The sequence below is a fragment of the Oleiphilus sp. HI0132 genome, from assembly GCF_001635845.1.
In genome coordinates this window covers 1-13528 of record NZ_LWGJ01000080.1, presented here as the reverse complement: position 1 = coordinate 13528, position 13528 = coordinate 1, and the positions used below count along the sequence as shown (strand labels likewise).

Sequence of the window (13528 nt, the reverse complement as noted above, 5' to 3'; positions counted from 1 at the left end):
TACAAAGATTGACAATGCTTGTATTTTTGCCTAGCATGAAATTTATAAATTTTTACTCTTGGAGGCCATTATGCATGTGTCCCTGACTGCCGAGCTAGAGTCTCGCGTTAAAGCCAAAGTTGAAAGTGGCTTATACAATAATGCCAGCGAAGTGATTCGTGAAGCATTGCGCTTTATGGATACGCACGAGGACTGGATCCACGAAGTGAAATTGGCTCGTTTACGCGAGCAACTGAAAGTTGGCACCGGCCAGATAGATAGCGGTGAAGGTATTTCTATTAAATCAAAATCCTCTTTAGATTCATTGTTCAATGATATTATGGCTTAAGTTTCATGCCAACACGCCACCTTGTTATAGCCCCTGCTGCGAAAACTGATTTAAAAAACATCTATCAGTACGGGTTGCGGCAATGGGGGAAAACCCAGTCTGATAGCTACCTTGAAAATATAAAAGAACACTTTTGGACTCTCACTGAACAAGCCATGATAGGAGTTGATCGCTCTGAACTTCTAGCTGGCACCAGAAGCCTACCTATTGAGAGCCATACCCTCTTTTACAGGGTTACAGGCGATACGGTGGAGATTATTCGTGTATTACATCGTCGCCAAGATCCTCAGCGGCACCTGACATAGTTCAATATTTAGCTGACAACGGGGTCAGACTCGATTGAAACCATCCTGTTGGAATCTAGCGCGAGCGTTGTGATATTCTTCCCTTAACTTAATTGATAAGGACATCACATGAAAATCCTACACCACGGAGCGGTGAATGGCGTAACGGGTTCGTGTCACGAGCTTCGCATTTCTGATAAAAACAGTTCTGAACAACAAGGTATTCTGATTGATTGCGGATTGTTTCAAGGGGCCGAGACCTCTGGGCAGTCGAGTGAAAGCCAGCTTGAAATCGACTTCCCAGTTTCTCATATAAAAGCGCTTGTCGTGACCCATGTTCATATCGATCATGTCGGGCGCATTCCTTATCTTCTCGCTGCTGGCTTTGATGGGCCGATATACTGTTCTGAGCCGTCGGCTGTGCTTTTACCGCTGGTACTGGAAGATGCGGTGAAGATTGGTTTCACCCGTAATAAACAGATGATCCGACAATTTATGTCGGTGCTTAAGCAGCGTATTGTGCCGCTCAAATATGGTGATTTGTATTCAGTCTTTGAAGGTTTAGATATTTGCTTACAGCCAGCAGGTCATATTCTTGGCTCTGCTTATGTTGAGTGCTGTGTAAACCAGGGGAAGGACGCGCATACGTTTATCTTTTCGGGTGATTTAGGCGCTCCTCACTCTCCTTTGTTAGCCGCGCCGAAGCCTCCTGAAGCATGTGATACCTTGGTGATTGAAAGCACTTATGGCGATAAGAATCATGAAGATCGACGCTCTCGTCGGCAGCGACTTAAGGCAGTGATCGAGAGTGCTGTTCAAGACAGAGGTGTGGTCTTGATTCCTGCGTTCAGTATCGGCCGCACTCAGGAGCTATTGTATGAACTTGAGTCATTGATCTATGAGCTTAAAGATAAAGCCGATCAGGGGGCGCTGAATTGGGCTGAGCTTGAAGTGATAGTCGACTCACCTTTGGCCAACGACTTTACTGATACCTACCGACAACTAAAACCTTTTTGGGATGCAGAGGCTCAAAGTCGGGTAGCCGTGGGTCGACACCCTCTGTCATTTGAAAATTTACTCACGATAGATGATCATCAAACTCACCTCGACACAGTGAATTATTTAGCAAAGACGGCTCGCCCAGCCATTGTGATCGCCGCTAGCGGTATGTGTGCTGGTGGACGTATTGTTAATTATTTAAAAGCCTTAATTGAAGATAAGCGTACTGATATTCTGTTTGTAGGTTATCAAGCTGAGGGAACTGCAGGGCGAGATATTCAAACTTACGGGACACGAAATGGCTATGTCGAGCTAGAGGGTAAGCGCTATACGATTAATGCCGCTGTACATACGATCTCGGGTTACTCTGCGCATGCAGGTCAGGAAGACTTACTGAACTTTGTGCAAGGCATGAAAGCTAAGCCTTCAGAAATAAGAATTGTTCATGGTGATGATGACGCGAAGAAGGCTTTAAAGCAGGCGCTACGGGAATTATTGGGGGAAGAGGTAGGTTTAAGTATTCCTTAAAGAGTAACGTAGCCATAGAAAAGGTATTAAAAAACAAGCTATTCGCTAAGAAGTGCAGAACAGAGCAGGCTGATATAATCTTTCACATTATAGTATTTTTGCTTTGCAAGTACGGCTTCTAACTTTTTCCAATCAAGGTTAAGGTAGTCATGAATGATGGCGTTTCGCATGCCTATTGCGCCGCGCATTTCATTTATTTCAGGAGTGGTAATGGCGAGTTGTTCGTAGATTCTTTCAATGCTAGCTCGGGCTTCCGAAGGAACAGGTTTAGATATCTTCTTGAGATAGTGCTTTGAGCAGCCAATAGCAGCCTCGATAAGAACCTGTAGATTCCTTTCTACAGCGCTACGTTCGTTAAATGTTAAGGGGCGTTTCTGAATGGTGCAGGCCAACTCATCCAAACCAGCCAAGTGCTGAGCGACTTGTTCTTTGATGGCAAATACATAGGCTTGGTATGTCGACATAGTAAATTCTCTGGAACGCCGTTTAAGGATAATGTTGCTGGTGTTCATGGGCATATTCACTCCATAATGACCATATTCGCTGTTCTTCGCTATGAAGGCGCAAGTCATTGCCAATGTAGAGCGGAGTGCCGAGATCAATAATGTTGTAAGCCAATGGCACGGGCACTGAGTTAATATCAACGATTGATATATTCTGGTCTAGATTATTTGACCATTGATACTCAAGGTCTTGAATGAATTTGTCTGCTTGATTACATTCCTTATGTAGCGCTATCGCTAGGTCATAATCACTCGCGCAATCAGCGGTATGATTCGCTTGTGAACCATAAAGCCAGACAAGTTCAATTCGACTCGCTTCTTTAAGAGAGAGACTCTTAAGTGCATCAATAGTTTTATTACTAGGTGCCAAGTTCATTGTGTTGTTCCAGCAATAGGGTTTATTGATTTTAACCAATATTTTAGGATGGGTCTATTCGTCGTGGTTGGAGAGATATTTTGGATAACATTATGAAAAACTGTTTGAGTTTTCTCATTTGCTTCTTAGTTTTTCTTAGCATGCCCTTGAAAGCCGAGTGGCATGAGTTTTCTGCAGAGGTGATGACGACCAACTTAAGCTTGGAGTTTTGGTTAGACGATAAGATTAAAGCAGAGAAGGCTAAGCGCGCAGTGCTGAATCGCTTTAATGATATCGAGGCAAAGATGTCGCGGTATATTTCTGAATCTGAGCTCTCCAAGGTAAATAGACTTGCCTCTGAGCAAGCACTATCGATATCGACTGAGCTGTTTAGCTTACTCGAAAAGTCATTGGCTGTGTCGGCTTTATCCCAAGGTGCCTTTGATATCAGCTTTGCCTCTGTGGGTTTTTTATATGACTATCGACAACAGGCGCAGCCATCTGATTCTCAAATCAATGCAAAGTTGCCAGCACTGGATTATCGCCATATTGTTTTAAATAGAAGTGCTCAAACAGTACGTTTTAGCTCTCCTGGAGTCGTTCTTGACTTAGGCGGAATAGCTAAAGGTTATGCTGTTGATGAAGGCATTAAGATGTTGAAGACCTTTGGTGTTAAGCATGCGCGTTTAAGTGCGGGCGGCGATATGTATCTTCTGGGCGGAAAGGGCTCAAAGCCTTGGCTTGTCGCGGTGCGTCACCCTAGAAACAAAGAAGAAAACTCCGTTGTTCTGCCTTTATCGGATGTCGCTTTATCGACTTCAGGTGACTACGAGCGATTCTTTATCGATGATAGCGGCGAAAGGGTTCACCATATTATTTCCCCAAAAACAGGCCGGTCTGCTCGGAACGGTCTGCTAAGCGTTTCCGTTCTCGGGCCTGATGTGACGACTACCGATGCGCTATCGACTGCCGTGTTCGTATTGGGGTTGAAAAAAGGTTTAGACTTGATAAATAAACTAGAAGGTATTGACGCGATTATGATTGATGAACGGCAAAGGGTTCATTATTCCAATGGTTTGGGAAGGCCTTAAGTTCAAGGAGGCGGCTAAGGCTTTCTTAGGGCTCTTTTCTCCTGTAGCCTTGGTCTTTAAATCATCGAATCGTATCTCGATCCTTGCTATAGTGATTTTCAAAATATTCATCTTTAAAGAATTAGGTAACGCGTCATGATGTCTGTCTCAGATATTCGCTGGCAACAACGGTTTAAGAACTTTCAGCGAGCTTTTCTTTTGCTACGTGAAGCAGTGGAGTCAGATATTGCTTCGTTTAGCCAGTTAGAAAAGGAAGGTGTTATTCAGCGTTTTGAATATACCTTCGAACTAGCGTGGAAGGTTCTCAAAGATAAAATGGAATTTGATGGTATTATTCTTGACCAGATTTCACCTAAGTCGGTTGTTCGCCAAGCGTATCAAAGTAAGTATATTAATGATGCCGAGACCTGGTTGAGAATGATCGGAGACCGAAACCTTATGAGTCATACCTATGACTTTTCGAAGTTCGAACAGGTTATTGATTCCATAAAAATTAGTTATTTGCCTATGCTAGATGAGTGGTACACATCACTCTTAGAAGAAATAGTATCATCATGAGTCAGTTCGGCTTGAGTGAGCAAACTCTGAGCGAGATACGAGATATATATCTAAGTATGAGATGATTGATTATGCAAAGCTTTATGGCTCTAGGGCGAAAGGGAATTATCATGAGCGAAGTGATATTGATATTGCTGTCGTCGGCGATAATATTGACCGTTTTACGAGCTCAGCACTAGCGTTAGATTTTGCAGATTCTGATATCCCGCTTGTAGTCGATGTGCATTGCTTTCATGACATTAAGAACTTGCAGCTACGTGATCACATTGAGAGAGTTGGCCAAGTAATTTATGAGTCAAAAGGGGCTTAGCACTTTAGGTGCCCCCCCTTTATCGTCTTACTTATTCATCAAATCGTCCCATTTACAATAGGTGCCATTCCAACCAGCGTATCCCTAAGAGTAGAACTTCCCAGCCCGTGATAACTCAGTACATTTTCGAAGTTGCCTTGCTCGCCGTGTAGTGCCATGTAATTCAGCATAACGGTTTGAACTAGTAGGTTAACGTTATTGGCAGCAGGGCTTGATGCGGTTTCGACTGATGCGTCGCTACGCATATAGCCAACCTGGTTGCGTATCGCAGTAGGGCGACCGTTGCCGCTAGGGTCATAGACTAGGTAGAACGCTGCGGCAGTTGATTGGTTATCGCCTGTCCATACACCTTTGCCACGGCCTTGTTCAGAGTTATCCACCATGCCATTACTGGCGACTGAACCGTCAGAAAAGACGTAAAGCATAAGCGGTACACCAATTCGTGCTGCGTATTCCAGGCAAGCGCCCATGACACGTCCTGCTCTTAAGTCACGAGCTTCACCTGTCGAACGGTTACCAGTATGGTAGTCATAACCACCCATGGTGATTGTACCAGCACCGGCATAGCCATTGATCACGAGTTTCATGACCGATGCGGCTTTCTGGAATTCGCGGTCATTGAGAAATTCTTCACTACTAAAGATACCGCTTGCTCCGACAATATCCGGGTCTTGTACCGGGTCGAGGTCAGCAGGGTTGCCAAAACGGTCTGCCAGGTCGGCACTTTTTACATAGCCACAGCGTACAAGGTCTTTTACGACTTCGTCAGTGGTAACATTTACGCCAGCGCTAGGAAGGCCGGTATTCATCTGAGCCATTTTCTTATCGCTGATACGTTGAATAGACTCCATTACCGCGACGGCATCTTCCTGGCTTAGTAGGCCGATCAAATCACCGACATCGACCAAGCCCGTAACATCACTTGGGCGGTCAATTTTAGTCGGGCGCACCTGCGGGTTAATCATGTCCATTGGTGCTAAGGAGTTGCCGCCAGAATCAGAGCTTCGTGAGCCAATCAATGTTAAAAGTGAACCATCTGCACCGGCATTATGAATGCCATAAACCGGGTTATGGGGGTTATTGCCTGTATCGTTTTCTGAACGTGCCGGGATTACCACGCCGTTAATCGCAGCTTGGGTTGCCGCAGAGGTTCGTTCCTGAATCCCGCGTAAAAATTGGCTATCTGAATGAAAGGCTAAGCCCAGGGATTCATCAACGAAGTCATTCGTAGTGCCATCGGTATTGTTTACCTGAGGTAAAAAATCCGGCGGGATGCCAAGTTTGCTATAGCCTGCTGTGCTGAGCATGTCTTTTTGTCCGCCCGAACCGCCAACTAATACATTGGAGCCGGCAATATTGGCACCGCCTGCCAGGTCAATACAGATAAAAGGGATCTTTCCGGCCCCTTGGACGGCGATTCCACAGCTATCTTTTAAGGCTTCAATATCTGAAGATAGCGCGGCCGAAGCATTACGTGGTGCTCCGAAAAGGCTGAATATTGACGAGCCAAAAACGGTAGCGCCGCCAGCCATGAATCCATTGGCGATAAACTCCCTACGTGTTTTAGGGCGTTTATGGTCACTGTGTATCAAAGGTGCGTTGATATCCAGCGTTTGTTTGAGTGTTGGTTTGATAATCATAATCTCATCCTTCAACTGAATAGTATTTATTGCACAAGCGTTGTAGCGCTGCCTAGTACGGCTGCGCAGGCTGCTTTGACCACAATCTCGGTTCTACCTTCGGGACAGCTGCTGTCAGCTGAGCAAGCGCTAAGCGTATCAATCAGGCTGTTTATCTCATCATTAATATCGCTGTCGCTAGGTTGAGTGTCCAAGCTAGTACCAACAAAGTTGCTTAGGAGGGCGCTTGAAATCTGGCTACGGCCATCCGTATCAAAAGCGGTATTGGCATTTTCACTAAAATTAAAGCTGCTAAAGAAGCTAGCTCTTAAGCTTGTGTCATCAACCAAGGCGTCACAATATTGAATGGCTAACTGAGTGACGGCCATTTGGTGGGCCGATAAGAAGCCTTCGATATTCTCTATCGTTGGTAGCTGTTGTTTCACCGTATCAAAAGTGCTTTTTACATCGCTATCGGTTGAGGCAACACCGGTCATCACAGACATCGATGCATTGATTTCATCGAAAGTGCGAAGCCCTATTTCTGACGAAGCAGGTAGGTCTTCAGGTTCAGCAGGCGTTGGGGGAATGTCTTCCTCTTCATCGCGCGAGCGGCTGCCAATCTCCGTAAAGCTTAAGAAAAACTCGTCTTCATCGGCTGCTTTATCCAAAGGAACGATGGTTCCCAGGTTAGATAAAACTTGCCCGTTACCCGCTACATAGTCTTCGTCGTTCAAACTAATGTTTAGGTTTTGGTAGACTTGTCCAACATTTACTTCTTGCCCGTTGATGGCGATCTTCATGCCTCTTAAAGTGATGTCGTCTAGTTCAACATTGTCGTTAAGGCTGACAAAGCGTGCATCAGAGAATAAGTAGCTAAAGCTATCAAACTGGCTGGCTTCAAAGAAAATAAAGTCATCGGCTGTGTCGGGGTCATCGGTATCCACAAGATGAGATACACCAAATAGCATGTAGAATTTCTCACCTACGCCGGAGTTATAGTTTTGGGTGATTTGCTCTTGTGTTAACGCACGGCTATGAATAGCTAGCATCCTTAGCGTGCCTTCCCATAGTTCGTTGCCATCGGTTTCATTACCCAATACGAGGGCAAAACTTTCGTTCCAACCATTTAGAAGGCCAGGGGCTACGCTGTCTTCATCTTCGGTATAGACACCATTAACATAGAGCTTTCTGCCTTGTGTCGCGGAGTAGGTGGCGACAACATGCTGAAGGCTGGCTTGAAGTCTTTCATCTGCATCGGCGGTTGAAAGTGCTTCGTTGAAGTCGTTAGTAGTATTGTAAAAGTCGTAGTTGTACAAGGTCTGTTGCAAAGCAAAGTTACGAGAGCTGGCCGAGCCCGAGTACGACACAATGCGCGAGTCTTCCTGCGTAACATTCGCTGGAACAACCCAAGCCTCTATAGAATATTGAGACGTGCCACGTATTTCATCGTAGAGCTTTTTACTGTCTTCGGTCTTGCCTTGCGCTTTACCGTTGCCGACACGGGTATTGGTTTCTTCGTCGATATACGAAGCGCCAAACTTAATGCCCCAACCGCCGACCCACTCGACGTTGCCGCTCAATTCAAGGTTGATGGCAGGGTCTACACCGCTGGTGTCGTTGGCAAGAGTACCTTCACCGGCTTTGAACTCGTATAGGGCAATCACATCATCTTCATAGCGGCCACCTGAGTTGGCAACGATGCCGTCACCCACCAATACAAGTGCTTTACTGGTAATCAGTGTTTCGTCAATCGCGGCGGCAGTGATCGAATTAGAAAAGGCTTCGATCGCTGTTCTCATTTCAGTTGATGAGGCTTCACAACCAACTTCCCAGCAGTTATGAAACTCATTGAGTAAGCGTTGTACTAGTCGGGAGTTGCCGGGGGTTTCCAGGCTAATTCGACTCTGAGCAGCCAGGTAAGAGGTGTCAACATCGGAGCTGCCAATAAAAGGAGTTTGCTGGCCTTCGACATGACAGTCACTGCAATACTCTGTGAGTAGAGGGTAGACAGTGCTTGAGTAGCTTAAAGTATCCTCAGGGAAGGACTTACTGCTCCCAGGGTCTTTGATTTGTGGAGAGCGTAGGATGATTTCATTAGTGCTGGCAGTATTGTCACCCACCCAATTTTCGACCCACCCAGTGAGAATCGTTACACAGGTGCCGATATCGGTGCCACCTTGTCCGTTAGATGCCCAGCAATTATGGCCGTTTGCAACTTTCGTGATAAGAGCCGATTCTGCCGGGTCATCTCGATCGATCAAGCTACTGGCATCAGCAAGTGCCAGGTTAACGTCGTCGAAGCGTGCGAATTTAGGGGACTGACCATCAGCACCGTGGCAAGCGCCGCAGCGGTTTTCAGTAACGATATTTTCCCAAAACTCGGTCTGAAACTTTAGCGCATCGTCAGTTTCTGGCGCAGGGCCTAGATACTCATCGGTACTGGTGTTTTGGTTAGTGTTAGGGTTGTCGGTATTTTCCTGGCCGCTGTCAGTACCGCAGGCGCTAAGTAGAATTAGGGCAAGGAGTGATAAACAAATGCTTTTTAAGGTATTAGTTGCTTTCATTGTCATATCCTCCTATTCGCCCATGCAGTAGGTGGCTGAATCTGCAAAGACTCTTTTGAGTTGATATCCACTGTTTTTGAATGATGTGACCATTGATGCAACTTCAGCTCGGTCAGCAGCGTCTGATGGTTCTCTTAGGCAGACATTCTGGAAAACTTTTTTCACTTGGCATTCGGCAAAGGCTTCGGAATGTGCAAGTTCTTGTGCCATGGATGCAGCGCCATTTCCAGAGCCGGGGAGGGTGGAATCCCATCCCAGTAACTGGTTTCTTCCTGAGCGCCAGTAATTCTCCCAGCTGTCATCTGGCGTGATATAGCCAAACTCAAAGTTGTTAGCGTTGATGTGATACTTTGCTTGTACGCGGCTGCCAGTGCTCGCATCGGTCATGCCTTCCTGGTTATAGACCATTTGGCCGTTTACACCCTCTGGGTCATTTTCAACATTGTAATCATAGTCGTAGTAAGCAAACGCTTGGGTTAGAGGGTCCATGCCGTTATGACAACCAACACAGCTGTTTAAGAAGATTCTGCTGTCGCCACCAGGGCTACGCGAAACATCTTGCCTGACGCGGTCAGGTGGTAAGGAGGTGTCGTTAAGTTGCTCCATATCGTTGCATAAGTGGTTTAACACGGTAAAACGGAACAGTGCACGATTGGTACCGTCTTTCATGAATGCATGAGCGGATGCGCGCGTGGTCATGATACCGGCAGCGGCAGCGCTAGGGATGTTGTATTGTTCCGACTGAGTGCTGGCAATCAGATACTCTTTTAGGCTGTGTCCGCCATCTTCCAGAGCTTCATAATGCGCGTTGCTACTGATGCTCGGGTTTGGTAGCCCAAGTGAAGAATTTCCGACATAGAGCACGTCGCTATATAGGACTGACCGAAAGTCTGCGTCATCGCGTACTAAACCAATTACGGTTGCCATATAGTCATTGAAGGGCACAAAGCTGGACATGGCTTCATTTGTCCAGGGGGCTGCAAGGTTTTTTAGCGTAACGTCATAGAAAGCAGTGTGTTCCATTGCCGTATAGGCCGCATTGCTAGCTTCGCCCGCCAAAATATCCGCCGCCATAGAGTCGAGTACACTTGCAGTAGGGGGCACACCCGCTATTCTGTCATGTATACGTTTAGCTTGCTCTCGTTCCCCGGCCGTTAGAGTCGAGCTCACGAATAGTGTAGAGAGAAGTATAAGTGACAGAAATTTCATGCGCTGGTGCATAAGCTTAATTTTTCCGATCAATGTTTTTGTATATGCTGGCGTCATAGCTGCTTGCCAGAAACCGTCGTGCTTTATTTGTTTCAGTAGCTTAGGTAATACAGGAAATACATTCATAGCTTGTTCCCTCTTTGGATCGGAGCTTATTTAAATTAGACCCAAACGCTCTATGTTTGAAGTTTAATTGAAGATGATAGACGCTTTTTGTGTGGCAGTGCTCACCATTACATTGCGTAACTCAAATGCGCTGGAATGTACTTAGGAAGAAGACATACTGAGAGACATAATCCTTGTCTAAGTCCTTAACTGGGCTCGATTATGTCGAATAGGGAGAATATTGTGAAGCATGTCAGGTTAACATTTTTTTACGTTTCGGTTTTTCTGAATCGAGCCTTCAAAAGGCATTTTAGATTACCCAAGCCTTCAAATTCGGGCTTTTTGAGACAGGTATTGTTGAGCCTTGTTGCTATGATCAGTCTGCCTCTTATTGTTGCCTGTAGCTCTGATGGCACGGATCCTGTTGTAGTTGACTTACCTTTAGCTTATATAGAAAGACCTCTAGAAAATGATGAGGGCGAAGTTGAGCCAGATAATGCGGCTGAGCCGCAATCGTTTCGTCCTGGTGCTGTTTTATACCTAAAGCAAAAAGCATCACTTGATGCTCAAACGGTGGATATTTCTTCGGCAGCCTTTGCTGATGAATCGTTCTTAAACGACGACGGTGAGCTGCTCTACGATGTACGTGACCTCAGTACTTCTTATGATGGTAAGAAACTACTCTTCTCGATGCGTGCGCCAGAGATAGAGAATGCCGATGAAGAAGATCAGCCTACTTGGAATATCTGGGAATATAATATAGAGAGCAGCACGCTCCGCCGTATTTTTGATAGTACGCTGAATGTCAGGGCTGAAGATGGGCATGATATTTCACCCAGCTACCTTCCAGGTGATCGTATCTTATTTACTTCAACGCGCCAGACGCGTGCCAAGGCTGTTTTATTGAATGAAGGTAAGACGGGTTATCCTGCACTTGATGAAGAGCGAAATGTACACGCCTTTAACCTTCATATTATGGATGGTGATGGACAAAATATTCAGCAACTTACCTTTAACCAAAGCCACGATCTAGACCCTATCCTGTTGAATAACGGCAAAGTCCTGTTTTCTCGTTGGGATAACGCGGGGCAAACACGAAACAATGGTGTTAACTTATACGAGATTAACCCCGACGGTACAGGCTTGAATTACCTCTATGGCCGCCATTCCCATGATTCAGGTGAAGACGGTGACCAAGTTCAGTTCTTGAAACCTAAAGAGTTAGAAAACGGTAATATTGCGGTTTCATTGCGTACCTTCGAAAGCGCTACGTTTGCCGCAGAACCTCTCGAGATTAATTTGGATGAATTCATTGATGCAGACCGTGCCATCGATGGCAGTGACGCAATTGAAGGGCAGGCGCAAGTCGCGATTATTGACGGGGTCACCTCAAGTGATGAACAAACGATAAACGGTCAGTATGGCGCTTTTGTACCGCTTTATGATGGCTCAAACCGTTACTTGGTGAGCTGGAGCTTATGTCGTGTTGCCCTGATCGATATCGATGCTGAAACAGATGGTGATCAACAAGGCCAGCCAGAATACTGTACCGAAGAGAAACTCGCTTCAGATACCTATGAAGCTGCGACACCTCTCTATGGTTTATATGTCTATGATGCGAGCGATAAGACCTTAAAAGTGGTTGCCTTACCGAGTGAAGGTAATCGCTACGATCAGGTGATGTTGGTTACAAGTCGGCCAGAACCGGAAGACTACGTTCCAGTAGAGTTGGAAAACTTTGGTAATGGTTTAGGAGCGATTCATATTCGCAGTGTCTATGACTTTGATGGTGAAGATACGTCTCCTGCCGGTTTAGCGGCGCTTGCTAATCCTGAGGTGACAGAGCCTTCTGAGCGTCCTCAACGTTTTCTAAGAATCGAGAAGGCTGTTTCAATACCTGATGAAAACGTACGTGATTTTGATAACTCCGCTTTTGGTAGAAGTCGAGCGCAATCTATGCGGGAAATCCTGGGTTATGTTCCTATTGAACCAGATGGATCTGTAATGGTGACCGTACCGGCCAATGTTGCTTTTGCACTTAGCGTATTAAATGAAAAAGGGCAGCGTACTAGTGAGCGTCATCAAAACTGGCTGCAAGTCGCTCCAGGGGAATTAATAGAATGTAATGGTTGCCACACGGGTGCAAGCGAAGTCCCGCATGGGCGTAATGGCGCTGGTCCTGAACCGGTCAATACGGGGGCAGAGACTGTTGGTCTTCCTTTTCCGGGAACGTCTCCTGCCGGGCCTGATGAAGATACACCCTTTGGTGTGCTAATGGGGGAAACCATGGCGCAGGCCTATACCGAAAATTATGGTATTCGAAATCTAAGCCCTGATATTACTTATACTGATGAGTGGGTCGTTCCTGCCGATACAGACAATGATATTAGCTACGCTTATGAAGATTTAACGACACCAATGCCAATTAAGGAAACTTGTGAAGGGACTTGGGGGCTAGGGTGTCGAATAGTGGTGAACTATGAAACACATATTCATTCTCTATGGTCGGTGCCGAGATCACGTATCGTCGATGAACTTGAAGAAGACCGTACATGCACATCCTGTCATAGTAATGTAGACAGTGAAGGGGAAACTCAAGTTCCGGTTGAGCAGTTGGATTTGAGTAATGGTCCTTCAACTGACGATCCAGATCACTATAAGTCTTATCGTGAGCTATTATTTAATGATAATGAAGTTGAACTGGTTGAAGGCATTTTAATTGACCGCTTAGTCGATAGTGATCAGCCCGTATTAGATGACGAAGGTGAGCCGCTTTTGGATGAGTTCGATAACGTCATTTTTGTTCAGGAGACGGTGCCGGTTGGACCAACGCTCAACACAGCGGGGGCTTTGAGAAGTGGGGCATTTTTAGACTTGTTTGAAGCAGGTGGTTCTCATGAAGGTGATCTCACTTTATCCGAGCTTAAGTTGATTTCTGAATGGTTGGACCTTGGGGCGCAATACTTTAACGACCCTTTTGCGGCACCAATTAACTAGTATTGATTACATAGAGATTTTCCTCGTGTGTAGAGATGAGTTGAACGTTGCATGATTGAAAAAGGATATTTATGT

At 45.8% G+C, this 13528-nt stretch carries 12 protein-coding genes; 7 read left to right on the top strand and 5 right to left on the bottom strand.

Annotated elements, in window-relative coordinates:
• Positions 1-70: 70 nt before the first annotated feature.
• The 3 genes from A3766_RS01140 (at position 71) to A3766_RS01130 (ending at position 2139) form a co-directional block, all read left to right on the top strand.
• Entirely contained in the window at positions 71-328 is a 258-nt protein-coding gene (locus A3766_RS01140) for a type II toxin-antitoxin system ParD family antitoxin (protein WP_068553791.1), read from the top strand.
• A 5-nt stretch (positions 329-333) separates the two neighbouring features.
• Entirely contained in the window at positions 334-633 is a 300-nt protein-coding gene (locus A3766_RS01135) for a type II toxin-antitoxin system RelE/ParE family toxin (RefSeq protein ID WP_068567266.1), read from the top strand.
• A gap of 108 nt (positions 634-741) precedes the next feature.
• Positions 742-2139 (top strand): MBL fold metallo-hydrolase RNA specificity domain-containing protein, encoded by a 1398-nt coding sequence (locus A3766_RS01130; protein ID WP_068641492.1) that lies wholly within the window; start codon positions 742-744, stop codon positions 2137-2139.
• A 38-nt stretch (positions 2140-2177) separates the two neighbouring features.
• On the opposite strand, the gene A3766_RS01125 is transcribed toward A3766_RS01130, so the two are convergent.
• Together A3766_RS01125 and A3766_RS29395 are read right to left on the bottom strand one after the other, a co-directional pair.
• Positions 2178-2603: a DUF86 domain-containing protein gene (locus tag A3766_RS01125; protein ID WP_068508475.1), complete on the bottom strand. Its 426-nt coding sequence runs from the start codon at positions 2601-2603 to the stop codon at positions 2178-2180.
• 22 nt (positions 2604-2625) lie between these two features.
• Positions 2626-3018, bottom strand: a complete 393-nt coding sequence (locus A3766_RS29395) for a nucleotidyltransferase domain-containing protein (protein WP_068508473.1) — start codon at positions 3016-3018, stop codon at positions 2626-2628.
• Between the two features lie 140 nt (positions 3019-3158).
• On the opposite strand from A3766_RS29395, the gene A3766_RS01115 reads away from it, so the two are divergent.
• The 3 genes from A3766_RS01115 (at position 3159) to A3766_RS01105 (ending at position 4956) form a co-directional block, all read left to right on the top strand.
• Positions 3159-4088, top strand: coding sequence for an FAD:protein FMN transferase (locus A3766_RS01115; RefSeq protein ID WP_197475726.1), 930 nt, complete (start codon positions 3159-3161; stop codon positions 4086-4088).
• Positions 4089-4223: 135 nt separating this feature from the next.
• On the top strand, positions 4224-4646 hold the full coding sequence (locus tag A3766_RS01110) for a nucleotidyltransferase substrate binding protein (protein ID WP_231872337.1): 423 nt from the start codon (positions 4224-4226) through the stop codon (positions 4644-4646).
• Positions 4647-4692: 46 nt separating this feature from the next.
• Positions 4693-4956: a nucleotidyltransferase domain-containing protein gene (locus tag A3766_RS01105; protein ID WP_255375271.1), complete on the top strand. Its 264-nt coding sequence runs from the start codon at positions 4693-4695 to the stop codon at positions 4954-4956.
• 38 nt (positions 4957-4994) lie between these two features.
• On the opposite strand, the gene A3766_RS01100 is transcribed toward A3766_RS01105, so the two are convergent.
• The 3 genes from A3766_RS01100 to A3766_RS01090 are packed head-to-tail and all read right to left on the bottom strand — an operon-like array spanning position 4995 to position 10477.
• Positions 4995-6596, bottom strand: coding sequence for a general secretion pathway protein GspF (locus A3766_RS01100; protein ID WP_068633717.1), 1602 nt, complete (start codon positions 6594-6596; stop codon positions 4995-4997).
• Positions 6597-6622: 26 nt separating this feature from the next.
• Entirely contained in the window at positions 6623-9142 is a 2520-nt protein-coding gene (locus A3766_RS01095; protein ID WP_082906993.1) for a LamG domain-containing protein, read from the bottom strand.
• Positions 9143-9154: 12 nt separating this feature from the next.
• Positions 9155-10477 (bottom strand): hypothetical protein, encoded by a 1323-nt coding sequence (locus A3766_RS01090; protein WP_231882807.1) that lies wholly within the window; start codon positions 10475-10477, stop codon positions 9155-9157.
• Positions 10478-10813: 336 nt separating this feature from the next.
• Between A3766_RS01090 and A3766_RS01085 the strand changes: the two genes are divergently transcribed.
• Positions 10814-13453, top strand: coding sequence for a hypothetical protein (locus A3766_RS01085; protein ID WP_231882806.1), 2640 nt, complete (start codon positions 10814-10816; stop codon positions 13451-13453).
• Positions 13454-13528 lie beyond the last annotated feature (75 nt).